28 protein-coding genes and 1 tRNA gene are annotated in these 26,544 nt (G+C 68.5%); 11 read left to right on the plus strand and 18 right to left on the minus strand.

The features are described 5' to 3' along the window. Positions 1 to 79: 79 nt before the first annotated feature. Positions 80 to 3,361 (plus strand): PAS domain S-box protein, encoded by a 3,282-nt coding sequence (locus tag AC1RSK_RS16225; protein ID WP_492908622.1) that lies wholly within the window; start codon positions 80 to 82, stop codon positions 3,359 to 3,361. 9 nt (positions 3,362 to 3,370) lie between these two features. Here AC1RSK_RS16225 and AC1RSK_RS16230 read toward each other — a convergent pair whose 3' ends face one another. The 5 genes from AC1RSK_RS16230 to AC1RSK_RS16250 all read right to left on the minus strand — a co-directional run bounded on the left by AC1RSK_RS16230 (position 3,371) and on the right by AC1RSK_RS16250 (position 6,940). Then, positions 3,371 to 5,185 carry a DUF885 domain-containing protein gene (locus AC1RSK_RS16230; protein ID WP_492908623.1) on the minus strand — a complete coding sequence of 605 codons (1,815 nt, stop codon included), beginning with the start codon at positions 5,183 to 5,185 and terminating at the stop codon, positions 3,371 to 3,373. A 116-nt stretch (positions 5,186 to 5,301) separates the two neighbouring features. Continuing rightward, positions 5,302 to 5,382: transfer RNA gene (locus tag AC1RSK_RS16235), tRNA-Leu, on the minus strand. Between the two features lie 50 nt (positions 5,383 to 5,432). After that, the gene (locus tag AC1RSK_RS16240) at positions 5,433 to 5,726 is read right to left on the minus strand and encodes a hypothetical protein (RefSeq protein WP_492908624.1); all 294 of its coding nucleotides are present in this window, start codon (positions 5,724 to 5,726) and stop codon (positions 5,433 to 5,435) included. Between the two features lie 105 nt (positions 5,727 to 5,831). Then, the gene (locus tag AC1RSK_RS16245; RefSeq protein ID WP_492908625.1) at positions 5,832 to 6,125 is read right to left on the minus strand and encodes a hypothetical protein; all 294 of its coding nucleotides are present in this window, start codon (positions 6,123 to 6,125) and stop codon (positions 5,832 to 5,834) included. 47 nt (positions 6,126 to 6,172) lie between these two features. Further along, positions 6,173 to 6,940 carry a competence/damage-inducible protein A gene (locus AC1RSK_RS16250; RefSeq protein ID WP_492908626.1) on the minus strand — a complete coding sequence of 256 codons (768 nt, stop codon included), beginning with the start codon at positions 6,938 to 6,940 and terminating at the stop codon, positions 6,173 to 6,175. Between the two features lie 51 nt (positions 6,941 to 6,991). Between AC1RSK_RS16250 and sfsA the strand changes: the two genes are divergently transcribed. Next, on the plus strand, positions 6,992 to 7,693 hold the full coding sequence (gene sfsA / locus AC1RSK_RS16255; RefSeq protein ID WP_492908627.1) for a DNA/RNA nuclease SfsA: 702 nt from the start codon (positions 6,992 to 6,994) through the stop codon (positions 7,691 to 7,693). Here sfsA and AC1RSK_RS16260 read toward each other — a convergent pair. Genes AC1RSK_RS16260 through AC1RSK_RS16270 form a run of 3 tightly spaced genes read right to left on the minus strand, consistent with a single transcriptional unit; the run spans position 7,690 to position 9,094 of the window. Next, positions 7,690 to 8,328 carry a glutathione S-transferase family protein gene (locus tag AC1RSK_RS16260; protein ID WP_492908628.1) on the minus strand — a complete coding sequence of 213 codons (639 nt, stop codon included), beginning with the start codon at positions 8,326 to 8,328 and terminating at the stop codon, positions 7,690 to 7,692. The two genes, sfsA and AC1RSK_RS16260, sit on opposite strands and share 4 nt — an antisense overlap. Next, a complete protein-coding gene (locus tag AC1RSK_RS16265) occupies positions 8,325 to 8,759 on the minus strand; it encodes an SRPBCC family protein (protein ID WP_492908629.1) in 435 nt (144 codons plus the stop codon). Before AC1RSK_RS16265 ends, AC1RSK_RS16260 begins: the two co-directional genes overlap by 4 nt. Beyond that, positions 8,756 to 9,094, minus strand: coding sequence for an ArsR/SmtB family transcription factor (locus AC1RSK_RS16270; RefSeq protein WP_492908630.1), 339 nt, complete (start codon positions 9,092 to 9,094; stop codon positions 8,756 to 8,758). Before AC1RSK_RS16270 ends, AC1RSK_RS16265 begins: the two co-directional genes overlap by 4 nt. Positions 9,095 to 9,366: 272 nt before the next feature. Here AC1RSK_RS16270 and AC1RSK_RS16275 point away from each other — a divergent pair, with 272 nt between their 5' ends. Continuing rightward, on the plus strand, positions 9,367 to 9,909 hold the full coding sequence (locus tag AC1RSK_RS16275; RefSeq protein ID WP_492908631.1) for a DUF2087 domain-containing protein: 543 nt from the start codon (positions 9,367 to 9,369) through the stop codon (positions 9,907 to 9,909). Here AC1RSK_RS16275 and AC1RSK_RS16280 read toward each other — a convergent pair. The 3 genes from AC1RSK_RS16280 to AC1RSK_RS16290 are packed head-to-tail and all read right to left on the minus strand — an operon-like array spanning position 9,906 to position 11,391. Next, complete coding sequence (locus AC1RSK_RS16280) at positions 9,906 to 10,244, minus strand: YciI family protein (RefSeq protein WP_492908632.1); 339 nt, start codon at positions 10,242 to 10,244, stop codon at positions 9,906 to 9,908. The genes AC1RSK_RS16275 and AC1RSK_RS16280 overlap by 4 nt on opposite strands. A gap of 17 nt (positions 10,245 to 10,261) precedes the next feature. Beyond that, on the minus strand, positions 10,262 to 10,909 hold the full coding sequence (locus AC1RSK_RS16285) for a glutathione S-transferase family protein (RefSeq protein WP_492908633.1): 648 nt from the start codon (positions 10,907 to 10,909) through the stop codon (positions 10,262 to 10,264). Between the two features lie 5 nt (positions 10,910 to 10,914). Beyond that, the gene (locus tag AC1RSK_RS16290) at positions 10,915 to 11,391 is read right to left on the minus strand and encodes a MarR family winged helix-turn-helix transcriptional regulator (protein WP_492908634.1); all 477 of its coding nucleotides are present in this window, start codon (positions 11,389 to 11,391) and stop codon (positions 10,915 to 10,917) included. 188 nt (positions 11,392 to 11,579) lie between these two features. On the opposite strand from AC1RSK_RS16290, the gene AC1RSK_RS16295 reads away from it, so the two are divergent. From AC1RSK_RS16295 to radC, 3 genes are all read left to right on the plus strand, one after another. After that, a complete protein-coding gene (locus tag AC1RSK_RS16295; RefSeq protein ID WP_492908635.1) occupies positions 11,580 to 13,244 on the plus strand; it encodes a lytic transglycosylase domain-containing protein in 1,665 nt (554 codons plus the stop codon). A gap of 80 nt (positions 13,245 to 13,324) precedes the next feature. Continuing rightward, entirely contained in the window at positions 13,325 to 14,158 is an 834-nt protein-coding gene (map, locus tag AC1RSK_RS16300; RefSeq protein WP_492908636.1) for a type I methionyl aminopeptidase, read from the plus strand. 54 nt (positions 14,159 to 14,212) lie between these two features. Further along, positions 14,213 to 14,953, plus strand: a complete 741-nt coding sequence (gene radC / locus AC1RSK_RS16305) for a RadC family protein (RefSeq protein WP_492908637.1) — start codon at positions 14,213 to 14,215, stop codon at positions 14,951 to 14,953. Between the two features lie 6 nt (positions 14,954 to 14,959). Here radC and AC1RSK_RS16310 read toward each other — a convergent pair whose 3' ends face one another. Both AC1RSK_RS16310 and AC1RSK_RS16315 read right to left on the minus strand, forming a co-directional pair. Next, positions 14,960 to 15,715 (minus strand): SDR family oxidoreductase, encoded by a 756-nt coding sequence (locus AC1RSK_RS16310; protein WP_492908638.1) that lies wholly within the window; start codon positions 15,713 to 15,715, stop codon positions 14,960 to 14,962. 162 nt (positions 15,716 to 15,877) lie between these two features. Further along, positions 15,878 to 18,262, minus strand: a complete 2,385-nt coding sequence (locus tag AC1RSK_RS16315; RefSeq protein WP_492908639.1) for a TonB-dependent receptor — start codon at positions 18,260 to 18,262, stop codon at positions 15,878 to 15,880. 229 nt (positions 18,263 to 18,491) lie between these two features. Here AC1RSK_RS16315 and AC1RSK_RS16320 point away from each other — a divergent pair, with 229 nt between their 5' ends. Further along, complete coding sequence (locus AC1RSK_RS16320) at positions 18,492 to 18,851, plus strand: hypothetical protein (protein ID WP_492908640.1); 360 nt, start codon at positions 18,492 to 18,494, stop codon at positions 18,849 to 18,851. Between the two features lie 21 nt (positions 18,852 to 18,872). Here AC1RSK_RS16320 and AC1RSK_RS16325 read toward each other — a convergent pair whose 3' ends face one another. Together AC1RSK_RS16325 and AC1RSK_RS16330 are read right to left on the minus strand one after the other, a co-directional pair. Beyond that, positions 18,873 to 19,991 carry a zinc-binding dehydrogenase gene (locus AC1RSK_RS16325; protein WP_492908641.1) on the minus strand — a complete coding sequence of 373 codons (1,119 nt, stop codon included), beginning with the start codon at positions 19,989 to 19,991 and terminating at the stop codon, positions 18,873 to 18,875. A 28-nt stretch (positions 19,992 to 20,019) separates the two neighbouring features. Next, positions 20,020 to 20,631, minus strand: coding sequence for a glutathione S-transferase family protein (locus AC1RSK_RS16330; protein ID WP_492908642.1), 612 nt, complete (start codon positions 20,629 to 20,631; stop codon positions 20,020 to 20,022). Between the two features lie 100 nt (positions 20,632 to 20,731). On the opposite strand from AC1RSK_RS16330, the gene AC1RSK_RS16335 reads away from it, so the two are divergent. From AC1RSK_RS16335 to AC1RSK_RS16350, 4 genes are all read left to right on the plus strand, one after another. Further along, the gene (locus AC1RSK_RS16335) at positions 20,732 to 22,123 is read left to right on the plus strand and encodes a spinster family MFS transporter (protein WP_492908643.1); all 1,392 of its coding nucleotides are present in this window, start codon (positions 20,732 to 20,734) and stop codon (positions 22,121 to 22,123) included. Between the two features lie 67 nt (positions 22,124 to 22,190). Next, positions 22,191 to 23,570: a spinster family MFS transporter gene (locus tag AC1RSK_RS16340; protein ID WP_492908644.1), complete on the plus strand. Its 1,380-nt coding sequence runs from the start codon at positions 22,191 to 22,193 to the stop codon at positions 23,568 to 23,570. 31 nt (positions 23,571 to 23,601) lie between these two features. Beyond that, entirely contained in the window at positions 23,602 to 24,912 is a 1,311-nt protein-coding gene (purB, locus tag AC1RSK_RS16345; RefSeq protein WP_492908645.1) for an adenylosuccinate lyase, read from the plus strand. Further along, positions 24,909 to 25,421: a DNA-deoxyinosine glycosylase gene (locus tag AC1RSK_RS16350; RefSeq protein WP_492908717.1), complete on the plus strand. Its 513-nt coding sequence runs from the start codon at positions 24,909 to 24,911 to the stop codon at positions 25,419 to 25,421. Before purB ends, AC1RSK_RS16350 begins: the two co-directional genes overlap by 4 nt. On the opposite strand, the gene AC1RSK_RS16355 is transcribed toward AC1RSK_RS16350, so the two are convergent. The 3 genes from AC1RSK_RS16355 to AC1RSK_RS16365 form a co-directional block, all read right to left on the minus strand. After that, a complete protein-coding gene (locus AC1RSK_RS16355; protein WP_492908646.1) occupies positions 25,405 to 25,791 on the minus strand; it encodes a type II toxin-antitoxin system VapC family toxin in 387 nt (128 codons plus the stop codon). The genes AC1RSK_RS16350 and AC1RSK_RS16355 overlap by 17 nt on opposite strands. Beyond that, positions 25,788 to 26,030, minus strand: coding sequence for a type II toxin-antitoxin system Phd/YefM family antitoxin (locus AC1RSK_RS16360; RefSeq protein WP_492908647.1), 243 nt, complete (start codon positions 26,028 to 26,030; stop codon positions 25,788 to 25,790). Before AC1RSK_RS16360 ends, AC1RSK_RS16355 begins: the two co-directional genes overlap by 4 nt. 127 nt (positions 26,031 to 26,157) lie before the next feature. Further along, positions 26,158 to 26,475, minus strand: coding sequence for a DUF1476 domain-containing protein (locus tag AC1RSK_RS16365; RefSeq protein WP_492908648.1), 318 nt, complete (start codon positions 26,473 to 26,475; stop codon positions 26,158 to 26,160). Between the last annotated feature and the right edge of the window lie 69 nt (positions 26,476 to 26,544).

A 26,544-nucleotide genomic window follows, 5' to 3' on the forward strand; every position in this document is an offset into this window, starting at 1 on the left:
GACAACGCACCGCACACACCGTGGGGTGTGGTTTCCGGGCTTTAACCCGGTGGCAGTCCGCGAGGCGTAAACCAGCCTCATGCGAAGCGCCATTCCCATCCTCACGGCCCGCGCCCGGACTCCGGGACGTTCGGCGGCGCTGTTGATCGGGCTGGCCCTGTGCACCTGCCTGCTGTCGGTCGCCTGCCTGGCCTTCACCCGCGAGGTCGGGCGGGTCGCCGCCGTCTGGCCCATCAACGCCTTCATCGTCGCGGCGCTGCTGAGCGCCCCGCGACGCGCCTGGCCGGGGCTGATCGGGGCGGGCATCGTGGGCATCATCGTCGGCGACCTGTTGAGCGGCGATCCCTGGTTCGCCGCCATCGCGCTCAGCTCCTGCAACATCGTCGAGGTGGTCATCTGCGCCGGCCTGGTCGGCTGGCGCGCCGAGCGGCCAATCGACCTCAGCGAACGCAAGACCCTGGTCACCTTCCTGCTCGCGGCCGGCGTCCTGGCGCCGCTCGGCAGCGCTGCGTTCGCGGCCAGCTTCCTGGCCGGCATGCGCGGCGCGCCCTTCTTCGAGAGCCTGTTCCGCTGGTACGCCGCCGACGCCCTGGGGCTGTTGACGGTGACGCCGGCGCTGCTGGCCCTGACCTCGGGCGCCATCCTGCGACTGGGCCGGACGCTGCGCCAGGGCAAGGGCTGGCTGTCCATCGCCATCCTGGCGGCCAGCGTCGCCGCGGTATTCGCCCAGAGCAGCTATCCCCTGCTGTTCCTGATCCCGCCTGCCCTGATTCTGATCGCCTTCGAGCTGGAGCTGGCCGGGGCCGCCCTGGCCCTGCTGCTCACCAGCCTCGTCGCCATCGTCGCCACCCTTACCGGCCATGGACCGGCCAACCTGATCCAGGGCGGCATCACCGAGCGGCTGGCCATCCTGCAGCTCTTCCTGACCACCCTGACGATCTCCGTGCTGCCCGTGGCGGTCGCCCTGATCAAGCAACGGCGGCTGCGCGTGCGGTTGACCGAGACTCTCGAGGCGGCGAAGGCGGCCGAACGGCGGGTAAGCGAACTGCACCGCCGCAGCGCCCTGTCCGAACAGATCGCCGGCGTCGGCCACTGGCGGCTGGACCTGACCACCAAGGTCAGCACCTGGTCTGACATTACCTACGACATCCACGGCCTGCCGCGCGACGCCTCGCCCGAGACCGTCAACGCGGCCGTAGAACTCTACCTACCGACCGACCGCGCCCATATCCGGCGGATCGTCCGCGAGGTAGCCGCCACCGGCGCGGACTTCGACCTGGAGGTGCGGCTCAACCCCGCCGATGGCGGCGAGCAGCGCCTGGTCGTCTTCAAGGGCGGGGCCGAGCACGACGCCGACGGGCGGGTGACGGCGGTGTTCGGCGTCATGTGGGACATCACTGAACAGCGGGCTGCGGCGGCGACCATCGCGGCAAGCGAGGCGCGCTATCGCCTGCTGACCGACAACGCCACCGACGTCATCGCCTGCTACACGCTCGATGGCGTCTTGACCTTCCTGTCGCCCTCGCTGCTGGCGGTGACGGGCTACGAGCCCGCCGAGCTGATCGGCAAGCGCTCCAACCACCTCGTCTTTCCCGCCGACCTCAAGCCGACACTGCGCCGGTTCCGCGACTACATCGCCGCCGGCGCCCGCGGCCCGATGCGCTTCGAATACCGCGCCATCCGCAAGGACGGCGCGGTCATCTGGCTGGAAACCCAGGTCAAGGCCATCTTCGCCGCGGACGGCGAGACCATCGTCGAGTTCCAGGACGTCATCCGCGACATCACCGCCCGCAAGGCCATGGAGCTGGCCCTGGAAGCCAGCGAGCTGCGCTACCGGGTGATCGCCCAGAACGCCTCCGACATCGTCTCGCGCACGCGGATCGACGGCGTGGTGCTGGAGCTGTCCGCCTCCATCGAGCCAATCACCGGCTATCCGAAGGACGAGGTGGTCGGCCACAACTGGATGAGCTTCCTGCATCCCGATGACGTAGCGCCGACCCTGGCCGCCTACCGCGAGGTGATCACCGGAGCGCGGACCGGCGTCGAGCCCATCAGTTACCGCGTGCGGGGCCGGGACGGCCACTGGATCTGGATGGAGGGCAACCCAACGCCCGTGCGCGACGGCGACGGCCGGGTGATCGAGTTCATCGACGTCTCCCGCGACGTCAGCGCCCGAATGCGGCTGCAGGCCGACCTGCAGGCGGCCCGCGACAATGCCGAGGCGGCAGCCAGCGCCAAATCGGACTTCATGGCCAACGTCAGTCACGAGATCCGCACGCCGCTGACGGCCATCCTCGGCTTCACCAGCTTGCTGGCCGACGACGAGAGCCTGAACGAGACGGCCAGGGAACGGGTCGGCCGTGTCGGCACGGCCGGCCAGGCGCTGCTCACACTGGTCAACGATGTGCTCGACTTCTCCAAGCTGGAAGCGGGCCAGTTCGACATCATGCCGGCCCCCGCCGACGCCCGCGAGACGCTGTCGGACGCGCTGCTGATGTTCGGCCCGCAGGCGCAGGCCAAGGGGCTGGCGCTGGTCCTCGACATCGATGCGGCGATGCCGGACACGCTCGCCCTGGATCGCCATCGCGTCCAGCAGGTGCTGCACAACCTCATCGGCAACGCGCTCAAGTTCACCGAGTCCGGAGCCGTCACCCTGGTCGCGGCCTATGACGGCGCGGCGGAGCAGCTTCAGATCGAGGTTCGCGACACCGGGGCCGGCATGACCGCCGCCCAGCAGGACAAGCTGTTCCAGCGCTTCTCCCAGGTCGACGCCTCCTTGACCCGGCGCCACGGCGGCACGGGCCTGGGCCTGGCCATCTGCAAGGGCCTGATCGAGGCCATGGGCGGCGAGATCGGCGTGCGCAGCGCGCCGGGCCAGGGGGCGACCTTCCACTTCGCCATTCCGGCGGCGATCGCCCAGGCCCGGGCGCCAGCCGAGGCGGCGGCGGCGGGGGTTTCCCTGCAGGGCGTGCGTATCCTGGTCGCCGACGACAACCCGACCAACCGCGAACTGGCGCGGGCCGTGCTGACCGCGCTCGACGCCGAGGTGACCGACGCCGTCGACGGCGAAACCGCGCTCGAGATCGCCATGGCCTGGCCGTTCGACATCCTGCTGCTGGACGTGCGGATGCCGGGGCTGTCCGGCGATCAGGTGGCCGAGCTGATCCGCGCCAGGCCGGGCCCCAACGCCGGGGTTCCCATCCTGGCCTTCACGGCCGACAGCCCGGCCGACGTTCTGATCCCGGGCACGGCGTTCGACGGCATCGTTCGCAAGCCGATGGCGCCGCTCGACCTGGTCGCCGAACTTATCCGGCAGCTGGGATCGGCGGACGAGCCCCCGACCGTGGCGGCGGCGTCCTGAGCAGCAGCGCTAGGCCCTCGCCACCCAGCGCTTCACCCGCGTCTCCAGCACCGGCAGCGGCAGCGAGCCGGCCGAGATGACCAGGTCGTGGAAAGCGCGCTGGTCGAACTTCGCGCCCATCGCCTTTCGGGCCTCGTCACGGAGGCTGAGAATCCTGACCATGCCGACCTTGTAGGAGGTGGCCTGGCCGGGGCTGACGAAGTAGCGGCGGATTTCGGATTTGATCTTTGCGGCCGGCTGCGGCGAGTTGGCGGTGTAGAAGGCCGTCGCCTGGGCCTCGCTCCAGCCCTTGGCGTGGATGCCGGTGTCGACCACCAGCCGGATGGCCCGCCAGATCTCGCGGCCCAGGCGGCCGAAGTCGCTGTAGGGGTCCTGGTAGAAGTCCATCTCCTTGGCCAGCCGCTCGACGTAGAGGCCCCAGCCCTCGGCATAGGCGCCATAGCCGTACTGGGTGCGGAAGACCGGCAGGCCGGTCAGTTCCTGGGCGATGGAAATCTGCATGTGATGGCCCGGCCAGCCCTCATGATAGGCGGTGCCCTCGATCTCGTAGAGCGGCGTGGCGCGGGTGTCGGCCAGGTGGACATAGAAGACCCCCGGCCGCGCGCCGTCGACGGAACCGGAGTTGTAGTGGGCGGCGCCGCCCGGTTCCTCGCGGTAGGGCTCCACGCGCTTGACCACCAGCGGCGACCTCGGCAGGCGGCCGAACTGCTCGGGCAGCCGGGCCTTCATGCCAGCCAGGTAGTCGTCGGCCAGCTTCAGGTAGCGGGCCCGGCCGGCGTCGTCATTCGACACGTAGAAGCGGTCGTCCGACTTCAGGAAGGCGAAGAAGTCCTCCAGCTTGCCGGTGAAGCCGATCCTGGCCTTCAGCGTCTCCATCTCGGCGCGGATGCGGGCGACCTCGGCCAGGCCCAGGTCATGGATCTCGTCGGCCGTCATGTCGGTGGTCGTCTGCAGGCGCAGCATGGCGTTGTAGTAGGCGGCGCCGTCCGGCAGGGTGCCGGCCCCTTTTGGGTCGGCCGCCGAGTGGTCGCGGTCTTCTGCCAGCCAGGCGCCGAGGCGGTCATAGGCGGGCTTCATCCTTGCGGTCATGGCCTCGGCGACGGCCTGGGTCAGCCGCGCGGCGCCGGCCTCGTCGATGGTTCCCTTGGCCCTCAGCGCAGCGAACTTGCCCTTGGCGTCGGCGAACAGGGCGCAGTCGGGGCCGGAGTCGAACGGCGCGCCGGTCGTCACCCGCTTCACCTCGACGATCGACTGGTCGTAGGAGAAGCGCGGCATCCGCACGCCCTTGGCGGCGGCCCGTCTGGCCTGGTCAAGCTGGATCTCCAGGGTCGGGCCGATGGCGATGACCCGGGCGACGTAGGCGTCGGCGTCAGCGGCGGTGTCGACCGGATGCATGTTGATCATGAAGTTGGGCAGGCTGGTGTGCGCCCCGCCCCTGGCGAAGGTGTAGCCATGATCGCGCCAGCGCCACGACTCCTCGGCGCGGTCGAGCTCCAGCAGCCACATGTCGTAGGAGGTACGGGCGTCCTCGCCCAGTTTCGCCGGGTCGAACTGGCGCTTCATCGCCGCGACGCTGGCCCGGCGCCAGGCGAGACGCTTTTTCTGGGCCGCCTCCGAGCGGTCGGTAAGCTTGTCGTACTGCGCCTTGCGGCCGAGCTGGGCCAGCCACTCGGGATCCATGGCCAGCTCTTCCTCGAAGGCCTTGTCGAGGAAGGCGGTGAGCCGCGCATCGAGGCCGCCGGTGGCCTGGCGGGCCAGCAAGGGGGTGGGGACGAGGGCGGCCACAGCCGCGCCCATGCCGAAATCGCGCCGCGAAAGCCGCATCCGATGTCCTCTTGGAAGAAACGCCATGACGGCCCGGACCCTAGGATGGTTCGGGGCGGGGTGTCAGCCTGTCATGCGAGAGACGGCGCTCCGGGAGGGCCCCGCACGCCAGATCGTAGGGACGGTGGGACTCGAACCCACACGCCTTGCGGCTGCGGCTTTTAAGGCCGCTGCGTCTACCATTCCGCCACGTCCCCGCGAGGCCCCTGTTTAGAGGCCGGGCGGGGGATGGCAAGCGGCCCCGGTGTTACTGCCGTTGGAGCATCGGCGGCTTGATGGCGCCCTGGCCCCAGAGGGTGGTGTCCATCGTGCGCTGGGCGGCGTCCTCGCGCTCGGCCCAGGCGAAGGCCGTCAGGCAGACCTTGCGCGGGCGGATGGCCCCGAGCACCTGCGTCTTGCGGCAGACGATGCGGTCGGCGTCCAGTCGGCCCGGCGCGCCGATCGGCACACTGGCCCTGTCGCCGGTGGACACCCTCATGGAATTGATGTCGCCGGGGGCGCCCAGCATCGCAGCGACCAACGCGGGAACAAGAAGACTCATCGCGGCCTCCCTTTACCTTTGGATCAGGCAAGGGAGCTTACGCCGAACGGCGATCTTTCGAAACCCTTACTGTCGCTCTTGAAGAGCTGCCCCCCGGGCCGTTGGCTAGTTGCCGTTTTCAGCCGCCGAGGCGCGCAGGGTCGCCTCGTCGGCAGCCGTGCGGTTGCCCGGATCGGTCAGGCGATCGGCGTCGTCCTTCAGGCGCTGGCGCTGGGCGACGGTCATGCAAACCTTCTGCGGGCGGTTGGAGCCGACCACGTGTTCACGCTTGCAGACGATGCGGTTGGGATCGTCGATGGGCTTCTTGGCCGGGTCCTGCGGCGAGGCGGCGCCGCCGACTTGGGCCAGGGCCGGGGACGCAAGGAAGACCGCGGTGGCGGCAATGAGCGCGAGGCGCATAAGGTTACTCTCGAGGATGCTTAAAATGTCGGCGGCCAAGGTGCCGGTCAGTCGCCCGTGCTGTCAAGAAACGTAATGTTGCCGATCCCTTCCGCCGTAAGGGCTGCCTGCAGATCGCGCCGCGCCGCCTCGACCTGCGCAAGGTCGCGGCCTCGGATGACAAGTTGGCTGCCGTAGCCGGCCGGCGAGAAGAAGGGATAGCTGCCCAGGGAGAGGTCCGGCCAGGCCTTGGCGACCGCTTCGAGCGGGGCGGCCATGGCCCCCTCCCCCGTGCCCTCGACCCGCAGGGTCTGGGAAATCACCACCGCCCCGACCCGCAGGCGGGGACCGACATCCTCCAGCATGCCGCGCATGATGGCGGGCACCCCGGCCAGCACGAAGACGTTGCCGATCTGGAATCCGGGCGGACCCTGGACGGGATTCTTCACCAGCGTGCCGCCCTCCGGCACGCGGGCCATGCGACGACGCGCCGCGTTCAGCTCACCACCCCAGCGGGCGGTCATCATCTCGATGATCTCGGGATGTTCGTGGAGGGCGACGCCGAAGGCCTTGGCCACGCAGTCGGCGGTGATGTCGTCGTGAGTCGGGCCGATGCCGCCGGTGGTGATCAGGTAGTCGTAGCGCTGGCGGAGGTGATTCACCGCCGCGACGATCTCCTCCTCGATGTCGCCGACCACCCGCGCCTCGGCCAGGTCGACGCCGTACTGGGCGATGTAGCGGGCGATGGCGTTGAGGTTGGTGTCCTGGGTGCGACCCGACAGGATCTCGTCGCCGATGATCAGCACGGCGGCCGTCACCCGTTCCTGGCTCGCCATCGGCCGCGTCCTTCCCTAGATCGTCCTGGTCTCCTCCGATCTAGAGCGCCCATGGACCTGCCTCAACCCTTAAGCCGCGGCCGGCTGGTCAGCCGCTACAAACGCTTCTTCGCCGACGTCATCCTGGACGATGGCAGGGCGGTGACGGCGCACGTGCCAAACCCCGGCGCGATGCTCGGACTGAGGGAGCCCGGGCTGGGCGTCTGGCTGTCCTGGTCAGGCGATCCCAAGCGCAAGCTGCCCTGGACCTTGCAGCTGGTGGAGAGCGACGGTGGGCTGGTCGGGGTCAACACCATGAACCCCAATAGGCTGGTCGCCGAGGCCCTGGCGAAAGGCTTGATCGCCGAGCTGACCGGCTACGCCAGTGTGCGGCCGGAGGTGAAGTATGGAGAGGCCAGCCGGATCGATTTCCTGCTGACGGACCCGGACCGGCCGGCCTGCTGGCTGGAGGTCAAGAACTGCCACTACCGGCGCGAGGGGCCGCTGGCGGAGTTTCCTGACTGTGTGGCGGCCCGCAGCGCCAAGCACCTGCGGGAGCTGGAGGCGATGGTCGCCAAGGGGGACCGGGCGGTGGTGCTGTTCGTGGTCCAGCGCACCGACTGCGACGCCTTCAGCGCCTGCCACGACCTCGACCCGGTGTTCGCCAAGGCGCTGGACCATGCCGCCGACGCCGGGGTCGAGGTCCTGGTCTATGCCTGCGAGATGGGAACCGACCGCATCGAGATCGCCCGCCGGATCGCCTGGCGGCGCTAATCGGCCTTGGCGAAATGGGCCATCTGGTCGTCGTAGGCCTTGCGGAAGGCGGGACGGGCCGTGGCGCGATCCACATAAGCCTTGCAGGCCGGATAGGTCGCCAGGCCCTCCATCCGGTCGACGATGCGCAGCACGTCGGCCATCAGGATGTCGGCGACCGAGAAGCTCCCGGCCAGCCATTCGCGCGACGCCAGCACGGGCTCCAGCCGCTGCAGCCGCGCGTTGGCGAAGCTTTCGATGAAATCCCAGACCGGAGTGTCCTCCTTGCGCCCCATGAGCAGCAGGAGGGTCCAATGCTGGGTCGCCGCCTCGACCGAGTTGAGCGCCGCGAACAGCCATTCCTTGACCTCGCTGCGCCGTTGAGGGTCGGCGGGCATCAGGATGTCGCTCTTCTCGCCCAGGTGCAGCAGCATGGCGCCGCTCTCGAAGATCGACAGTTCGCCGTCGACCAGCCAGGGCGTCTGGCCGAAGGGCTGGTGCGACAGATGCTCAGGCCCGCGATCCTTGAAGGAGGTGCTCTCGACCCGGTAGGGCAGCCCCGCCTCCTCCAGCGCCCAACGGGCCCGGATATCGCGGACATGGCCGCGAGGCAGTTCGGGCACCCAGTCGTAGGTGACCAGGACGATGTCGCTCATGAGGCGTCTCCCAGGAAGGTCGTCAGTTTGCCCAGCCAGCCGAGCCAGCCGTCTTCGTGGCTCCGGCGCGCCGGCTCGTCGGGCAGCTGTTCATGGATCAGGGTCAGTTCGGTTCCGCCGTCGATCGGCGTCAGCCGGAAGGTGACGAGCGACTCGCGCTCCGGATGGCCCGCCCATTCCCAGGTGAAGACCAGCGTCTCGTTCGGAACCACCTCGCGGTAGACCCCCGTCGGGGTGTGATCGTCGCCGTTCAACAGCCGAAAGGTGACGCTGAACCGGCCGCCGGGCCGCACATCGGCCTCGGCGTTGAGCGTCGGCCCGGCGTCGGGACCCCACCACTGCACCATCTGTTCGGGCCGGGTGATCGCCGCCCAGACCCGCGCGGGCGTGGCCTTGATGCGGCGGACGAGGGTCAGGCTCGGGCGGGTCATTGGCCCTCCTCCGCCTCGACGAAAGCCACCAGGCGGTCGAGACTGGCGGTCCAGAAGCGCTCATACTGATTGAGCCAGGCCATGGCCTCCCGCATCGGTTCGGCGGCCAGGGTCACCGACACGGTCCGGCCGGCCTTGCTGCGGGTGATCAGGCCGGCGTCCGACAGCACGTCCAGGTGCTTCATCATCCCGGGCAGCTTCAGCGACACGGGCCGGGCGAGCTCGCTGACCGACAGGCCGGGCTCGTCCTTCAGCCGCTGCAGGACATAGCGCCGCGTCGGATCGGCCAGCGCCGAGAAGGTGCGGTCAATGGCGGAGGTTTGATAGTTCACCATGTAGCGAAGTGTTCGGGGTTTCGGTCGCGGAGTCAACATGGACCGCTACCGCGAACGTCTGGTTCAGCCCGGCCGCGCGGGCGTTCACAGCCCGGCGTGGCTGTGCTATCGACCGCCTCGGTCGGCAGTTCACCAAGGCGTCGCTGTCCCATCCGGGAAGCTAAACCTGCCACTTCGAACTCCTTCGTCACCCGCTTGTCCCGTGCCGAAGTCGTAAGTCAGCGACCACGACCGATCCCTTCGGATCGCCCTCGGCACGACGAGGATGAGTGATGAGAAACGATCCCCTGCCCTTCGCCGCGCCCGACATATCGGCGCTGGCCAAGACCCTGAGCCGCGAGATCCGCGCGCTTGAGACGCCGCCTGGCCATGTCCAGCTGCTGAACATCCTGGCCCGCGCCGCAGGCCATCGGAACTACCAGGCGCTGAAGGCCCAGCATGACGCCGGCGAGCGATTGGCCGCGCCGGCGCTCAGCCCCGAGCCGGTCGACCATCTGATGGTCGAACGGACGGCCCGCTACTTCGACGCCGCCGGCAAGCTGGCCAGTTGGCCGTCGAAGGTCAGCCAGCAACAGCTGTGCCTGTGGGTGCTGTGGTCGCGCCTGCCGGCCGAGGTCGAGCTGAACGAGCGTCAGGTCAGCGAGCGGCTGAAGGCCGAGCACCTGTTCGGCGACCATGCCCTGCTGCGGCGGGACATGGTCGACATGGGCCTGCTCGGCCGCACGCGCGATGGGCAGGTCTATCGCCGCGCCGAGCGTCCGCCACCGGCCGAGGCGTTGGCGCTGATCCGGCGGACCAGCGCCCTAAAGCCCTAGCGGGTCGGGATCGGCAGGCACTCCATCACCTCGACGCCTTCGCCGGGGAAGATGGAGAAGTGCGGGTGGCCTTCGAACAACTTGGCCGCGGCCTCATGGTCAGCAGCCTGGACGACGATGAAGCCGGCGATCAGGTTGCGGATGTCCTGGATGCCGGCCTTTGACACCTTCTTGGTCTTGCCGACCGGGCCGCCCTGGACGACCACGTCGGCGGCGTGGTCTTGCATCCACTTGCCCCAGGCGTCCATGCCACGGCCGATCTCGGCCGGATCCATGTCGCCCGGTCCCATCTGGTTGTCGGGGGAGCCGGTGTAGACGGCGAGGAAGGTTTTCATGGTCTCTCTCCTGTGGCTCAGGCCGGCTCATGCTGGCGGAAGACGGCCATCTGGGCGTCCATCGCCCGCTTGAAGGCCGGTCGGGCGGTGCATCGCGCCAGGTAGGCGTCGAGGTTCGGGAACTTGGACAGCAGCTCGGTGCGGTCGACCTCGCGCAGGACGGTGGCCATCATCAGGTCGCCGGCCGTGAAGCGGCCCTCCAGGTAGTCCTTGTCGCCGAGCCAGACGCTGAGCTGCTGCAGCCGGCTCTTGAGCATCTCGACCACCTGCGGCCGGCGCTCCTTGGTCCAGGCTTCGCCGGCGTGGAAGATGTCGATGGCGCCCAGCTGTCCGGTGTGAATCTCGATGGAATTCAGCGCCGCCAGCACCCAGGTGATGACCCGCGCCCGGCCCGCGTCGTCTCGGGGGGCCAACGCCTCGTACTTCTCGGCCAGGTAGATGACGATAGCGCCGGACTCGAACATCTCGACCTCGCCGTCGCGGTAGGCCGGCACCTGGGAGAAGGGCTGCCAGTGGCTGTAGCTGGCGGCCTTGTCCTGCACGTCGATGAGGCTGGCTTCATAGGGCACGCCGGCCTCCTCCAGGGCCCAGCGCACGCGAAGGTCCCGCACGAAGCCCTGGGCGAAATCGGGCACCCATTTGAAGGCGCTTACCTGGACGGTCATTGGGCCTACTCCTCTTGCTCACAAACGGGCGGGGCCGGCGCCGCCAGGGCGTTCAGCCCCCGGCGCAGCTGAGCGGGTTGGTCGGCCTCGAGCTCGGCTTCGAGGCAGGCGTGCAGGGCGGTCCACAGCGGCAGGGCGGCGACGAGGCGCGCGTGGCCGGCGGGGGTCAGGGCGATGCGGCGGGCGCGCTGGTCTGCCGGGTCGGCCTGGGTGCGGGTCAGGCCTTCGCGCTCCAGGACCTTGAGCGCTGCGGTGAGGGTGGTGCGGTCGGCGCCGAGCAGGCGGGCCACCTCCCCCATCGTCGCCGGGGCCGGCCGGTTCAGGGCGTTGAGCAACGAAAACTGGCTGTTGGTCAGGCCGACCGGCCGCAACGCCTCATCGAACCGCCGGGCCAGGGCCCGCGCCGCACGCTGGGCATGCAGGCACAGGCAGCTGTCGCGGATGTGGTGGGTGTCGGCGAAGGAGATGGCGGCGGCGGTCACGGCCGCTATTTACGTTGATATCAACCTGTCGGTCAAGCCGATGACGCCCTTCTGAACTTTTCGTGCGCGGCCCACTCTTGCTTCAATTTGAAGTTATTGAGGAAATGCGTTGAAACATGACGGCCTGTGCAGCCTGGCGAGTCGCCAGGTCCCAGGTCGCTGATCCGGGTTTCCGGGAGGGGTCCGAGTTGATCGAACTGATGTCGTCGGCCTTGGCCATTTCGCTGCTGCTGAATCTCGCCGGCGGCCAGGAGCCGCCGGTTCCGGCCGTGGCGCCGCCGGCAGCCACCGCGCCGATGCCGGTTCCCTATGTCTCGACCGCCTCCCCGGCCCAGACGCTGTCGTCGGCGTTGGAAGCGGTACGGCGGAGGGACATGAACAGCGCCCGCTCGCTGCAGTCGATGCTGAGCGATTCGGTGGCCCGGCGGATCATCGACTGGGCCATCATCGACATCTACGGCAAGGACCTGGGAGAGGCGGAACTGTCGCGCGCCGTGACCGACTTCGCCGGCTGGCCTCGGCCGGAGGGCCGGCTGGCCGCCTTGCAGGCCGCGCAGACCGCCGCACTGCCCCCGGGGCCTGTGCCCTACAGCGCCGTGGCCGGCGGCGCCGCCGGTGGCGGTGGCGGCTTCACCGGCCTGCGGCTGCGGATGAACGACGCGCTGCGGACGGGCAACACGGCCGCCGCCTATCGGGCGATCAGCAGCCACAGCCTGCGGCCCGGCAGCGTCGACTATGCCGAGGCGGAGTCCTACGCGGGCTGGCTGGCGCTGAACAAGCTGCGCGACGCCAGGCTGGCCGACATGCATTTCGAGCGGCTGGAGCGGGCGGTGAAGAGCCCGGTCAGCAAGGCGCGCGCCGCCTACTGGCGCGGCAGGGCCGCCGAGGCGATGGGCGACAGCGCCCGGGCGCGGGCCTTCTATGAGCAGGGCGCCCAGCACACCACCACCTTCTATGGCCAGCTGTCCGCCGAGAAGGCCGGCCGCAAGACCCTGGTCCTGACCCCCGACCCGCAGCCGACGGCGGCGGACGTGGCCGATTTCGAGACCGGCGAACTGACCCGCGCCCTGCGGCTGCTGGCGGCGGCCGGCGAGCGCAACCTGGTGCGCGTGTTCGGCCTCTACATGGGCGAGACGGTCGAGACGCCGGTGGAACTGGCCGTGCTGGTCGACACCCTGCGGGGTCTCGGCGAGCAGGAGGTGTCGCTGATCGCCTATCGCCGGGGGGCCCAGCGGGGCCTGATCCTGCATGAGCGGGGCTACCCCCTGTTGACCCCGCCCGCCGTCAGCGGCGGCGCCGAAGACGCCTTCGTGCTGGCCATCGTACGCCAGGAAAGCCAGTTCGATCCCCGCGTCCGCAGCCACGCCGACGCCCGCGGCATGATGCAGCTGCTGCCCAGCACCGCCCGCTCCACCGCCAACCTCAGCGGCATCTCCTGGGACCCCAGCCGCCTGTGGGAACCGGACTACAACATGCGCCTGGGCTCGCGGTACCTGGGCCAGCTGACCAACAATCTGGGCGGCAGCTATGTGATGGCGGCGGCCGGCTACAACGCCGGGCCCGGCCGGCCGGTGCAGTGGGTGCAGTTCTGCGGCGACCCGCGCGATCCGAACGGCGACCCGCTGGACTTCCTCGAATGCATCCCGTTCGCCGAGACCCGCAACTACGTGATGAACGTGCTGTCCAACGTCGAGGTCTACCGCGCCCGGCTGAACCACGGCCAGGCGGCGCTGACCCTCTCCAGCGACATCCGGCGCGGGGTGATGCCTTCGCCCCTGCTGCCGGACGGGCCGCAGCCCTACATCTCCGGCGGCCCTCAGCCCTATGTGGCCGATCCCACCGCCAGTCGTTGAACTTCCGTGCTAGGATTGCGACATAGGGCGGAGCGCCCGCCCTTCCTGTCGCCCACGCGGCGGCCCTGGACCTGACTGCAATGACCTATTCCGCCGACGAAGACATCGAATTCGAGACCCGCACGGGCGAGATCAAGATCCACGGAGCCGACGGCTTCGCGGGCATGCGCAAGGCTGGCCTGCTGGCCGCCGAATGCCTGGACATGCTGATCCCGCATGTGAAGCCGGGCGTGCTGACCTCGCACCTGGACGACCTGGCCCGCGAATTCATTCTCGAGCGCGGCGCCCTGCCCGCCTGCCTGTTCTACAAGGGCTATGGCCACACCGTCTGCATCTCGCGCAACCATGTGGTCTGCCACGGCATCCCGGGTGACTGGGCGCTGCGCGACGGCGACATCGTCAACATCGACGTCACCGTCATCGTCGACGGCTGGCATGGCGACACCAGCCGCATGTACGGCGTCGGCAATGTGCCGGCCCGGGCCCGGCGGCTGGTCGACATCACCTACCAGGGGCTGGAACTGGGCCTTGCGGCCATCAAGCCCGGCGCGACGCTCGGCGACGTCGGCCACGCCATCCAGAAGCATGTCGAGGCCCAGCGCTGCTCGGTGGTGCGGGACTTCTGCGGCCATGGCCTGGGCCGGGTGTTCCACGACTCGCCCAACGTCCTGCACTTCGGCCGGCCGGGCACGGGACCGGTGCTGAAGCCCGGCATGTTCTTCACCGTCGAGCCGATGGTGAATCTCGGCAAGCCGCAGGTGAAGGTGCTGAGCGATGGCTGGACGGCGGTAACCCGCGACAAGTCCCTGTCGGCCCAGTGCGAGCACAGCTGCGGTGTCAAGGACGACGGCACGATCGAAATCTTCACCGCCTCGCCGACCGGACAGTTCAAGCCGCCGATCCTGGGCGACTGATCCAACCACACCCAAGGGTTGCCAAGACGGAACAATTGCGGAACATTGTTTCGCATGCGCCAGTCCTTCGACGACATCGCGACCGCGCCGTTGCTGTGGGCCGAGCCGGCCAGACCGCCGGAGCCCAGCCCTAACGCCGGCCACCGCGAACGCCTGCGCGAGCGGGCCCGCCTGGGCGGCCTGACCGCCCTGCCCGACTACGAGCTGCTGGAGCTGTTTCTGTTCCGCTCGATTCCCCAGGGCGACGTCAAGCCGCGCGCCAAGGCGCTGCTGACCCGGTTCGGCAGTCTGGCGGCGGTGCTGGCCGCCTCGGTCGAGGATCTCTGCACGGTCAAGGGCATCGGCGCGGCCGTCGCCCTCGACCTCGCCGCCCTGCATGAGGTTACCCTGCGCGTGCATCGCGAGCCGATGGCCAGGCGGACGGTGATCTCGTCCTGGACGGCGTTGCTGGCCTACGTGAAGCTGGCCCTGGCCCATGAGCCGCGCGAGCAGTTCCGGGTGCTGTTCCTCGACAAGAAGAACCAGCTGATCGCCGACGAGGTGCAGAACCACGGCACCGTCGACCATGCGCCAGTCTACCCCCGCGAGGTCATGCGCCGGGCCCTGGAGCTGTCGGCCAGCAACGTCATCCTGGTCCACAACCACCCGAGCGGCGATCCGACGCCAAGCCACGCCGACATCGACATGACCCGCCAGATTGTCGAGGCGGGGCGGACCTTGCGGGTCGGCGTGCACGATCATCTGGTGGTCGGCCGGGAAGGTGTGGCGAGCTTCCGGTCGCTCGGACTGATGTGAGCCGCTTCACGCCGCCACAGCGGCCATCCCCAGCCAGGTCTCCAGCCGCGTCCTGCCCAGGCGCGCCCCCGGCCCCGGCGTCAGGGCGTGATCGTCGAGCAACGCCCCAAAGAAGGGTGTGCCGGGATCGCCGACCACCCGCCGACCGTCCCCGTGAGCCCGCAGATACAGCTCGGCGAATCGGTCCAGGCCGATGGCTTCGGGCCCGGCCATCTCGATCATCCGGTTGGCCGGCGGGCCCAGGGCGATCTCGACCAGGACGTCGGCCACCTCCTCCGTCGCGACCGGCTGGACCAGGGCCGAGGACAGATGCACCTCGCCGCCGACCGCCCCGGCCTGGATGACGCCGGCGATGAAGGGAAAGAACTGGGTCGAGCGCAGGATGCTGTAGGGCGCGGGCGACGCTTCGATCACCGCTTCCTGCGCCAGCTTGCCCCTGAAATAGCCGCTCGCCTGCAGCCGCTCGGTCCCGACGATGCCCAGGGTGACGTGATGGCCGACCCCGGCTGCCCGCTCTGCGGCCAGGATGTTGCGGCCGGCGGTCTGGAAGAAGTTCAGCGCCGCCTCGTCCTCAAAGGAGGGCGAATTGGACGTATCGATCACGGCCTGGGCCCCGGCCATCGCCGCCGCCAGCCCCTTCCCCGTGAACGTGTCGACCCCGGTGCTGGGCGCTGCGGCCACGGCCTTGTGGCCAAGGCTCCGCAGCCGTTCGACGACCTTGGAGCCGATCAGCCCGGTTCCGCCGATGACAACGACCTTCATACGTCTCTCCATGGGTCCCACCGGCGGCTTCGCGGATCGAAGGGCAAGGCGGGCATTCGATGTAAGGACGAGACGGCGCCGGCCGTTGTGACACCCGAGGCAGCGAAAGGGCCGCCGCGATCGCTCGCGACGGCCCCCTGCCGATCCTCAGGAACGCGAGGATCAGAACTTGAAGTTGACCTCGGCGCCGAAGGTGCGCGGCTCGTTGAAGTTGGCATAGTCGCCGATGGCGTTGGTGCCCGAGCGGTTCTCGGCCGAGCGCCGGTACATGTGCTCTTCGTCGAGCAGGTTGCGCGACCACAGCGACAGGGTGACCTGCTTGCCTTCCTCGACCTGCCAGTCGGCCAGCGCGATGCGGCCGTTGACGATGAAGGAGTCGTCGGTCTTCTGCTCGAACTGCTCGAAGCTCTGGGTGCCCTCGGCGTAGGCGAAGTCGATGTGGAACTTGATGTCGGCGAACGACAGCGGGTGGATGTAGTCCACCGCCAGGCTCGCCGCGTGCGGCGGGGTGTAGATGATGTAGACCGGCTGAACCGTGCCGCAGGCCGGGCAGGCCGGCGAGGCCGGGAAGGGGTTCTGGGCGTCCGGCACGCTGGTGTCGGTGTAGGCGTAGCCCAGGGTCAGACGCAGGTTGTCGGTGACGTCGATGGTGCTTTCGATCTCGAGGCCGCGGATTTCCGTGGTCCCCGGAGCGTTAACGGTCTCGACGGTGTTGCGGTTGTTGCCCGACACCGGGTCCGGGGCCACCAGGGTGAACTCGATCTGGCTGTTGGTCCGGTCCATGCTGAAGGCGGCGACGTTGAGGGTCACCCGGTCGAGGAACCGGGCCTTCATGCCCAGCTCGTAGCTCTTGACCTCTTCCGATTCGAAGGGCGCGAAGGTCAGCGAGCGGGAGTTGGCGCCGCCGGCGCGGTAGCCGGTCGAGTAGGTGGCGTAGAAGTTGATGTCGTCGGTGACGTCATAGGCGACGGTCACGGTCGGATCGAAGCGCTCTTCCTTCAGCTCGAAGGTGAAGTTCCGCGCCTGGTTGCTGACCTTGTAGAGCTTGCCGTCCTTCTCATCCTGGGTGAAGCGGCCGCCCAGGGTGATCTTCAGGTTCTCATCGAGGATCGGCGGGGTCCAGACAGTGTGGACGTACAGGCCCTTGCTCTCGGCGTGGGCGAAGCTGCCGCGGTCGATGGAGCGGAAGCCGCGGGTGATGCCGGCCGTCTTCGGATCCCGCACGACGTAGTCGCCGTTCGAGCCGACATAGGCCAGCGAGCTCGGCGTCGCCGCCTCTTCCCAGGCCTTTTCGTTGAAGTAGTAGAGGCCGACCACATAGTCGAAGGTCTCGCCGATGTTGCCGACCAGCTGGAACTCCTGGCTGCGCTGCAGCTGTTCCATGTCCGACAGGCTGTAGCGCGCGAAATTGCGGCTCGAGCTACCGACCGGGGCGTTCGGCTGGAACACCGGGGCGCGGGCGGGACCGCCGGCGTTGTCGTATTGCTGGACCGCGACCTCGCGGTAGGCGGTGATCGAGCGCAGCAGCAGGTTCTCGGTGATGTCCCAGGTCATGTTGAGCGAGTGACCGGAGATCTCGTCGATGCTCGGCTGCTGCGGCACGCCGAGGTCGGCGCGGTCCTGGCGCTCGGTATGGACCGAAACGCCGGGAGCCAGCGGCGAGATGGTCCCGGCCGGACGCGGGAACAGCGTCGAGACCGGCAGGTTCAGCGGGTTGTAGCTCACCAGTTGGCTGAGGAACGGCGTGGTTTCGCTGTGGCCGGTGTCGTAGCTGTAGGTCGCCTCGAAGACGTCGATCGGGCTCCAGAGCACGGTGGCCTTGAAGCCGTGGCGGTCCAGGTAGTTCCAGCCGGTCTGGCCCGACATCGGGTTTTCGGTGGTGGCGTCGTGGTACTGCAGGGCGGCGTCGAGCTTGACGCTGAAGCCGGCGACTTCCGGGAAGTCCAGGTGGCCCTCGACGTTATAGCCGTTGTAGTTGCTGAGGCCGGCCGTGCCGCGGAAGCCGAACTCGCCCTTCGGCTTGCGGGTGACCATGCTGACCGCGCCGCCCTCGGTGTTGCGGCCGAACAGGGTGCCCTGCGGGCCACGCAGCACTTCGACGCGCTCGAGGTCGAGCATCGAGGCGTTCAGGCCCTGCTGTTTGCCCAGGTAGACGCCGTCGAGGTAGATGCCGACGCCCTGTTCACGGGCCGGCTGGTTGGCGTCGCCGGGGACGATGCCGCGGATGCCGACGGTCAGGGCGCTCTGGCGGGACTCGAAGGTCGAAACGCGCAGGCTCGGGAGCTGGCCGGCGATGTCGAGGAACGAGGTGACGTGGGCGGCTTCCAGCTGCTGCACGCCGACGACCGAGACGGCGATCGGGGTGTCCTGCAGATTGGTTTCGCGCTTGGTGGCGGTGATGATCACCGACTCCACTTCGCCCTCGGCGTTGGCGTCCGCATCGGCGTGAGCGGTCGCGGCCTGGTCCTGAGCGAAGGACGGCGCGCCCAGCACCATCGCGATCGAGAATGCAGCGCCAGCAAGCAGCTGCGTACGGAATTTCGTCATGGCTATCCCCATCTCCCCGGTTTTCGGCGGATGGCAGCCGGTACGTCTGCTTGATGACAGTTTGGCCTGTGACTCGATGACAGTTTTGTCGCAAAGCCCCGATGTCGCCGCGACGTTGCCCCCATGCAGCAACGAGGGCGCAACGCCTGGATGAACGGCCTGTTTTACCCGTCTCGCCAAGCCGGCCGGGCCGTGTGCATGATCGGGAACGACCGCCTGGAGACCGCGAATGATCCTCGCCCTGATCGCCGCCGCCCTGCTGTCCGGCCAGGACGCCGCCGCCGACGCCCCCCTGCCGACGTGCGACGTCAACCTGCAGGTCTGCCCGGTCATCGACCCGAAGACCGGCAAGCCCAAGGTCTGGCCGGTCGACATCCAGGGGTTCCAGGACGACGTCGAGACCTGCGTCCACTTCGCTGGCGAGGAGGCCTACGACGCCGACCGCCGCCGCCAGATCGAGGCGGCGATCCGGCGCCATTGCGACGGCTCGGCCAGGGCCCTGCCCCGCTTGCGCAAGCGCTATGAGAAGGCCCCGGAAGCCCTGGCCCGCATCGAGGCGATCCAGGCCTTCCGCGAGGCCAGCCTCTGAAGAGTTGGCCTCGAACGGGGCCTACTTGGCCGGATTGATCAGGTACTTCTCGCCCGTCGCCCGGCGGCTGTAGGCCTTCAGGGTGTCGGGGTTCAGCGCCTCGGCCAGGGAGATCTCCGCCGTGTAGTGGCTGGCGAAGGTGGTCTTCAGCTCGGCGGCGACGCGGGCGCGCAGGCGGCCCATGACCTCGGGACCGGCCTTCTGCAGGAAGTAGGTCAGCAGATAGCCGCCCAGGCCCCAGGCGAGGCCGACGCTGCGGGGCACCTCGGTCGGGCGCAGGTCCAGGGCGCCATAGACGTAGACCTGCTTGTGGGTGCTGCTGCCATAGCGGCTGTAGGCGCCGGCGGTGCGGTTCAGCGCCACTTCCATCGCCGCCAGGATGTCGCCGGCCAGCGGGCCGCCGCCGATGGCGTCGAAGCCGATCGTGGCGCCGGTCTCGGCCAGGGCGTCGACCAGGTCGGCCTTGAAGCTCGGCGTCGTGCTGTCGAGCACGTACTGGGCGCCCATGTCCTTGAGCAGCTTCACCTGCTCGGCGTTCCGCACGATGTTGACCAGTGGGACGCCGTCGGCCTGGCAGATGCGGACCAGCATCTGGCCGAGGTTGGAGGCGGCGGCGGTGTGCACGATGGCCTTGTGGCCTTCGGCCCGCATGGTCTCGGGGAAGGACAGAGCGGTCAGGGGATTCACGAAGCAGGAGGCGCCGTCGGCCGCCGTGGCGTCGTCGGGCAGCGGCAGGCAGGCGGCGGCCGGCGCGATCTTGTGCGTGGCGTACATCGAACCGCCGAGCGCGGCGACCTTCTTGCCGAGCAGGGCTTCCGCCCCCTCGCCGGCCGCGATGACCGTGCCGGCCCCCTCGTTGCCGACGGCCATCGACTCGTCGAGGCGGGCGGTGACCATCGGCATGCGCTCAGGCGGAATGTTGGCGGTCAGGGTCGGCCGCTCGGCCGTTCCACCGGCCACCAGGGTGGCCAGATCGGCCGGGCCGGTCAGCAGGCCGAGGTCGGAAGGGTTGAGGGGCGAGCCTTCGACCCGAATGACGACCTGACCGGCCGCCGGCGCGGGGACCTGAACCTCTTCCAGCGACAGTTCGAGCTTGCCGCCCGAGGTGATCTTCGAGCGCAGTTCCAGACCGGTGGTCATTCTCGTCTCTCCCGTTTTGTTCTTGTGATCAGGCGCCGGCCAGCCAGGCCAGGTATTCGGGCGTCTGCAGCAGCGCTTCGGAATAGGCCTGGGCCCGGCCGTCGTCGCCGCAGATTTTCAGGTCGACGCCATAGCTTTCGAAACGGCTGGCGACCGGGGTGAAGAAGGCGTCGGCGATGGACCAGCCGCCGAGCAGGAACGGCCCGCCCGAACGGTCCAGCAGGCCCAGCCACAGCTGGACGATGCGGCGCACGTCCTTCTCGACGTCAGCCGACATCGGTTGAACGGTGCGCAGGCCAAGGTCCATCGGGCATTCGCGGCGCAGGGCCCCAAAGCCGCTGTGCATCTCGGCCGCGGCGCTGCGGGCCAGGGCGCGGTCGATCGGATCGGCGGGCCACAGGGAGGGGAATCGCTCGGCCAGGTATTCGCAGATGGCCAGGGAATCGACGATGACCACACCGGCGTCCTTGAGGGCCGGCACCAGGCCGGACGGCGAATGCCGGCGAATCTCGGCGGTGGAGGTCTCGACCTCGCGCAGCTGGATCAGGGTCTCGGTGAACGGCGCGCCGGTATGCTTCAGCGCCAGCCACGGCCGCATCGACCAGGTCGACCACTGCTTGGTTCCGATCACCAGTTCCATCGTTGTCCTCTCACGTTTGGAAAGACGGGTATTGGCGCCGTCCCCTATCCGGGCTCTAGTGCGCTCAACAGTTTAGAACAAGCGTTTGAGGAAACCCAGGATGACCGACGTCCCCGCGGCAGGCGACGCCACGTCGCTGGAGCGTCCCGTGGCCCAGGCCGCGGCCGAAGCCGCCTCGGTGGTGATTCCGCCCGTCTCGGCCGGCTATCGCCGCTACGCCCTGATCCTGCTGCTGGTCATCTACACCCTCAATTTCCTCGACCGTCAGGTGCTCAACATCCTGATGGAGGACATCAAGCTCGAGTTCAAACTGCGCGACTGGCAGTTGGGCCTGCTGGGCGGCCTGGCCTTCGCCTTTCTCTACACCACCATGGGCATTCCGATCGCCCGCCTCGCCGAGCGCAAGAACCGGGCCTACATCATCGCCGGATCGGTCGCCGCCTGGAGCGGCTTCACCGCCCTCTGCGGCCTGGCCGGCAACTTCTGGCAGCTCTTGTTGGCCCGCGTCGGCGTCGGTCTGGGCGAGGCCGGCTGTTCGCCGCCGGCCCATTCCCTGATCACCGACTATGTGCCCAAGCACCTGCGGGCCAGCTCCATCGCCTTCTACTCGATCGGCACGCCGCTGGGCACGGTCATCGGCCTGATCCTGGGCGGCTTCATCGCCGACCACTTCGGCTGGCGCCAGGCCTTCCTGCTGGCCGGCGCCCCGGGCCTGATCGTCGCCATCGTCACCTTCTTCACCCTGGTCGAGCCGCGCAAGAAGCTGGCCGCCGAGATCAAGGCCCGGGCGGCGACCGTCGGCCCATCGTTCATGGACGCCCTGAAGGTCCTGAAGACCAAGAAGACCTTCTGGCTGATCGCCTTCGCCGCCTCCATCAAGGCCTTCGTCGGCTACGGCCACGCCCCCTTCACCGTCTCCTTCTTCCTGCGCGAGCACGGCGAGCAGATCACCCGCCTGGCCGCTGAATACGGCATGGGCGAGCGCACCCTGGTGGGGCTGTCGCTGGGCCTGATGGGCGGCATCACCGGCATCTTCGGGGCCTGGTTCGGCGGCTGGCTGGCCGACCGCTTCGGCGCCAAGGACATCCGGGCCTATGTGATGATCCCCGCCGTCGCCTCGGTGATCTCGATTCCCATCTACATTCTGGGCGTTTCGGTCGACAGCGCTGTCACCGCCGTCATCATCCTGGCCGTGCCGACCCTGCTGGGGACCCTGTGGTACGGGCCGGTCTACGCCTCCGCCCAGAGCCTGGTGCCGCCGCACCATCGGGCCACCGCCGCCGCCGTCATCCTGTTCGTCATCAACCTGGTCGGCCTGGGCCTCGGCCCGCTGGCGGTCGGGGCGATCAGCGACATCGTCGGCGAGGGCTTCGGCCTGGGCCCGGCCCAGGGCATCCGCTGGGCGTTGATCATCTCGACCCTGTTCGGCCTGGTGGCCGCCACCCTGTTCTGGATCGCCCGCAAGACGATCCGGGAAGAATTCGTCAGCTGAGACGCACGGCCGCTTCCCCGACCGCTCGCCTCCTTGAAAATCCCAGACCTGGGGGAAGGAAGACTTGATGACTGAAGCCGTAGAGGGCCCAGCGCCCGCCGCTCCGACCGAGATGTACCAGGGTCAGGGCACGCCCCCTTACCGCGCCTATGTGTTGATGGCGCTGCTGACCGTCTACACCTTCAACTTCATCGACCGGGTGGTGGTGGCCATCCTGCAGGAGGACATCAAGACCGAGTTCGGCCTCAGCGACCTTCAGCTGGGCCTGCTCGGCGGGCCGGCCTTCGCCGTCCTCTACACCTTTCTCGGCATCCCGATCGCGCGGCTGGCCGAGAAGCACAATCGGATGACCATCCTGGCCCTCTGCCTGGCCGTCTGGAGCGGCATGACGGCCCTCTGCGGCGTGGCCACCTCCTATGCCACCCTGTTCGCCGCCCGCATCGGCGTCAGCGTCGGCGAGGCTGGCTGCACCCCGCCGGCCCAATCAGTGATCAGCGACTACTTCCCGGCCGATCGCCGGGCCACCGCCATCTCCATCTACGCCCTGGGCGTGCCGGTCGGCTCGATGCTGGCGGCCATCGGCGGCGGGCTGATGCTGGAATACTTCGGCTGGCGCGAAGCCTTCCTGGTGCTGGGCCTGCCCGGCCTGCTGCTGGCCATCGTCATCAAGCTGACCATCAAGGAGCCGGAACGCGGCGGTGTCGGCGCCGCCAAGGTCGAGACCCCCGGGTTCGTCGCGGCCTTCAAGATCCTGGCCACCAAGCCGACCTTCTGGCACGTGGCCCTGGGCTCGGCCGTCGCCTCCTTCGTCGGCTACGGCGTCGGCCAGTACCTCAACTCATACCTGATCCGGACCCACGAACTCAGCCGCCTGGAAGCCTCGCAGCTGTCGGGCGTGGTGCTCGGCATCGCCGCTGCGTTCGGCACCTTCTTCGCCGGCTGGCTGGCCGATCGGATGATCAAGCGCCATCCCAACGCCCTGGCCTGGCTGCCGGCCCTGGGCTTCCTGATCGCCACCCCCTTCTACCTGGTCGGCTACAGCGTGCCGAACCTGTGGATCGGCGTGCCCTTCCTCGTCATTGGCGCGATCACCCACTACTTCTACCTGGGCTGCATGTACGCCTCGGTGCAGGGCATCGTCGCCCCGCGCATGCGGGCCACCTCCACCGCCGTCCTGCTGTTCATCGTCAACCTGCTGGGCTACGGCCTCGGCCCGCCGGCGATCGGTGCGCTCAGCGACTTCCTGGCCGGGACCAATCTGCAGGCGGCCGGCCTGACCCTGGCCGACTGCGGCAAGACCATGCTGGCAGCGAACAAGGGCGCCTGCGCCGTCGGGTCGGAGTTCGGTCTGCGCTGGTCGATCTTCATCGGCCTGTTCGGCTACCTCTGGGCGGCGGTCCACTTCCTGCTGGCCTGGAAAACCCTGCGGCGCGACTGGGTCGGTTGACACGGGCGATCATGGGAGCCATCAGGCGCCCATGATCCCTCGCTATTCCCGTCCCGAGGCGGCGGCCATCTGGTCGCCGCAGACCCGCTATCGCATCTGGTTCGAGATCGAGGCGCACGCCGCCGACGCCATGGCGCAGCTTGGGGTGATCCCCAAGGAAGCCGCCAAGGCGATCTGGGACGGCGGCCGCGACAAGATCTGGGACGCCGACCGCATCGACGAGATCGAACGCACCACCAAGCACGACGTCATCGCCTTCCTGACCCATGTGGCCGAGGTGGTGGGCCCCGAAGCCCGCTTCCTGCACCAGGGGATGACCAGCAGCGACGTGCTGGACACCTGCCTGTCGGTGCAGATGGCGCAGGCCACCGACCTCTTGCTGGAAGACGTCGACCTGGTGCTGGCCGCCCTCAAGCGACGGGCGCTGGAGCACAAGCTCACCCCCTGCACCGGCCGCAGCCACGGCATCCACGCCGAGCCGACGACCTTCGGCCTCAAGCTCGCCGGCCACTACGCCGAGTTCGTGCGCGCGAAAGAGCGGCTGGCCATGGCCCGCTTCGAGATCGCCACCTGCGCCATCTCCGGCGCGGTCGGCACCTTCGCCAACGTCGATCCGCGCGTCGAGGAACACGTGGCCGAAAAGATGGGCCTGATCGTCGAGCCGGTCTCGACCCAGGTCATCCCCCGCGACCGCCACGCCGCCTGGTTCGCCGCCCTGGCCGTGGTCGCCAGCAGCATCGAACGCCTGGCCGTCGAGATCCGCCACCTGCAGCGCACCGAGGTGCTGGAGGCCGAAGAGCCCTTTGATCCCGGCCAGAAGGGCAGCTCGGCCATGCCCCACAAGCGCAACCCGATCCTGACCGAGAACCTCACGGGCCTGGCCCGGCTGGTCCGTTCGGCCGTGGTGCCGGCGCTGGAGAATGTCGCCCTCTGGCACGAGCGCGACATCAGCCATTCCTCGGTCGAGCGCGGCATCGCCCCGGACGCCTCCATCCACCTCGACTTCGCCCTGCGCCGCCTGGCCAGCGTCGTCGAGCGGCTGGTGATCTACCCGGAGAACATGCTGAAGAACCTCGACCGCCTCGGCGGCCTGGTCCACAGCCAGCGGGTCATGCTGGCCCTGACCCAGAAGGACGTCTCCCGCGAGGAGGCCTATGCGGCGGTGCAGTCGAACGCCATGAAGGTCTGGCGCGGCGAAGGGAAGTTCATCGACTTCCTGAAGGCTGACCCCTTCGTCTCGGCCAACATGACCGGCGCCGAGCTCGAGGCCCTGTTCGACAACGGCTACCACTTCAAGCACGTCGACACGATCTTCACCCGCGTGTTCGGGGTGCAGGGCTGAGCCGGAAGGCGAGCTTTGCCCCTGTCTTCGCGCCGGGCGCGCGCCTGCTGATTCTCGGCAGCCTGCCCGGCGACGCCTCCCTGGCCCAGAGCCGCTACTACGGCCATCCGCAGAACGCCTTCTGGCGCCTGGTCGGCCGGGTCATCGACACCGACCTGGCCGCCCTGGACTATGAGGCCCGCCTGGCAGCGCTGAAGACCGCCCGCATCGCCCTCTGGGACGTCATCGCCGAAGCCCACCGCCCCGGCAGCCTCGACGGCGCCATTCGCGAGGAGCGGGCCAATGATCTGGCCGGTCTGATCGAATCGCTGCCCCGCCTCCAGGCCATCGCCTTCAACGGCGGCACGGCGGCGAAGCTGGGGATGAAGGCCCTGGCCGGCGTCCGCCCCGATATCGAACGGATCGCCCTGCCTTCATCCAGCCCGGCCTACGCCGCCATGACCTTCGAACGCAAAGCGGCGGCCTGGCTTGCGCTCAGACGGCCGCTGGGATTCACCACAGGCGGTTGACTCCAGTCTGGTCGAAAATCTGCTCGTTCGAGACGAGCCACATCTCTTCCATCAGCGACTGGGCAATGAGCAGCCGATCAAACGGGTCCTTGTGCTCGAACGACAGCGACCCGGCCAAAGCCGCATGTCCAACCGTGATCGGCGCGAGGAGGAAGCCCTTCTCCACGACGCGCGCCTCAAAAGCGGACGCAAGCGCCTCAACGTCCTGCAGCTTGCCGATGCGGTGTTTGGTGGTGACTTCGAGCGCCGAGACCGCACTGACGAAGATTTCGTTCGCCGGGTCTTCCATCTGCTGACGCGCCGCCCTGGACAGCTTGTCCGATCCGACGAGAAACCAGAGCAGCGCGTGGGTATCGAGCAGCAGTCTCAATCGCCTTCGCCGTTCCAGAGCGCGAGTTCGTCATCCGGCAGCGGTTCGAAGAAGCGCTCGTCAATGCTGATCTGGCCCTTCATTGAGCCAAACACGCGCTTGGGGCGCGGCGGGTCAGCCACCATAAGCTTGGCCACCGGCGTCTTGCCACGCGCGATGACCACCTCGCCGCCCGCCTCGACTTCGGCGATCAGCTTGGAGAGATTGGTCTTGGCCTGATGGATCGTGACGACGGTCATCGCGAGCTCCTTAGCTAAGAAAGTTAGCTAAGTACGGGTACAATTTCAAGCCTCCCTGACCTTCGAACGCAAAGCGGCCGCCTGGCTTGCGCTCAGGCGGCCGCTCAATCTCGCCGACTGACGGTGTTTAGCCGACGGTCTTGATCTGCTCGCGGGCCTGGGCCAGCAGCTCGTCCATCTTCATGCGGACCTCGCCCTCGGTGGTATCGAGGCCCGAGCCCTTCAGGTCGCCCCACACCTTGCGCAGCACGTCCTCGTCGCCCGGCATCTCGAAGTCGGATTTGACGACGGCGCGGACGTATTCCTCGACCGACTCCAGGCCCATCAGGCCGGCAGCCCATTCACCCAGCATCCGGTTGCGCCGGGCGGTGGCCTTGAATTCCTGTTCGGCGTCCAAGGCGAACTTGCGCTCGAAGCCCTTTTCGCGGTCGTCGAAGGTGGTCATAGAAATCCCGATGCTTTGGTGCGGCGCGGTCCATAGCGCGCGCCGGGGCCGCCCGCAATCACAACCGGA

This window comes from Caulobacter sp. GW821-FHT11A05 (genome assembly GCF_058809015.1).

Coding starts and splice junctions, on each gene's coding strand:
- map (WP_492908636.1), top strand. CDS start 13,325: ATGACCTATTCCGCCGACGAAGACATCGAATTCGAGACCCGCACGGGC.
- AC1RSK_RS16330 (WP_492908642.1), bottom strand. CDS start 20,631: ATGGAACTGGTGATCGGAACCAAGCAGTGGTCGACCTGGTCGATGCGG.
- AC1RSK_RS16360 (WP_492908647.1), bottom strand. CDS start 26,030: ATGACCGTCGTCACGATCCATCAGGCCAAGACCAATCTCTCCAAGCTG.
- AC1RSK_RS16230 (WP_492908623.1), bottom strand. CDS start 5,185: ATGCGGCTTTCGCGGCGCGATTTCGGCATGGGCGCGGCTGTGGCCGCC.
- AC1RSK_RS16285 (WP_492908633.1), bottom strand. CDS start 10,909: ATGACCGTCCAGGTAAGCGCCTTCAAATGGGTGCCCGATTTCGCCCAG.
- AC1RSK_RS16365 (WP_492908648.1), bottom strand. CDS start 26,475: ATGACCACCTTCGACGACCGCGAAAAGGGCTTCGAGCGCAAGTTCGCC.
- AC1RSK_RS16280 (WP_492908632.1), bottom strand. CDS start 10,244: ATGAAAACCTTCCTCGCCGTCTACACCGGCTCCCCCGACAACCAGATG.
- AC1RSK_RS16270 (WP_492908630.1), bottom strand. CDS start 9,094: ATGGTGAACTATCAAACCTCCGCCATTGACCGCACCTTCTCGGCGCTG.
- AC1RSK_RS16250 (WP_492908626.1), bottom strand. CDS start 6,940: ATGGCGAGCCAGGAACGGGTGACGGCCGCCGTGCTGATCATCGGCGAC.
- AC1RSK_RS16320 (WP_492908640.1), top strand. CDS start 18,492: ATGATCCTCGCCCTGATCGCCGCCGCCCTGCTGTCCGGCCAGGACGCC.
- AC1RSK_RS16315 (WP_492908639.1), bottom strand. CDS start 18,262: ATGACGAAATTCCGTACGCAGCTGCTTGCTGGCGCTGCATTCTCGATC.
- radC (WP_492908637.1), top strand. CDS start 14,213: ATGCGCCAGTCCTTCGACGACATCGCGACCGCGCCGTTGCTGTGGGCC.
- AC1RSK_RS16245 (WP_492908625.1), bottom strand. CDS start 6,125: ATGCGCCTCGCGCTCATTGCCGCCACCGCGGTCTTCCTTGCGTCCCCG.
- AC1RSK_RS16335 (WP_492908643.1), top strand. CDS start 20,732: ATGACCGACGTCCCCGCGGCAGGCGACGCCACGTCGCTGGAGCGTCCC.
- AC1RSK_RS16325 (WP_492908641.1), bottom strand. CDS start 19,991: ATGACCACCGGTCTGGAACTGCGCTCGAAGATCACCTCGGGCGGCAAG.
- AC1RSK_RS16340 (WP_492908644.1), top strand. CDS start 22,191: ATGACTGAAGCCGTAGAGGGCCCAGCGCCCGCCGCTCCGACCGAGATG.
- AC1RSK_RS16260 (WP_492908628.1), bottom strand. CDS start 8,328: ATGAGCGACATCGTCCTGGTCACCTACGACTGGGTGCCCGAACTGCCT.
- purB (WP_492908645.1), top strand. CDS start 23,602: ATGATCCCTCGCTATTCCCGTCCCGAGGCGGCGGCCATCTGGTCGCCG.
- AC1RSK_RS16265 (WP_492908629.1), bottom strand. CDS start 8,759: ATGACCCGCCCGAGCCTGACCCTCGTCCGCCGCATCAAGGCCACGCCC.
- sfsA (WP_492908627.1), top strand. CDS start 6,992: ATGGACCTGCCTCAACCCTTAAGCCGCGGCCGGCTGGTCAGCCGCTAC.
- AC1RSK_RS16310 (WP_492908638.1), bottom strand. CDS start 15,715: ATGAAGGTCGTTGTCATCGGCGGAACCGGGCTGATCGGCTCCAAGGTC.
- AC1RSK_RS16275 (WP_492908631.1), top strand. CDS start 9,367: ATGAGAAACGATCCCCTGCCCTTCGCCGCGCCCGACATATCGGCGCTG.
- AC1RSK_RS16240 (WP_492908624.1), bottom strand. CDS start 5,726: ATGAGTCTTCTTGTTCCCGCGTTGGTCGCTGCGATGCTGGGCGCCCCC.
- AC1RSK_RS16225 (WP_492908622.1), top strand. CDS start 80: ATGCGAAGCGCCATTCCCATCCTCACGGCCCGCGCCCGGACTCCGGGA.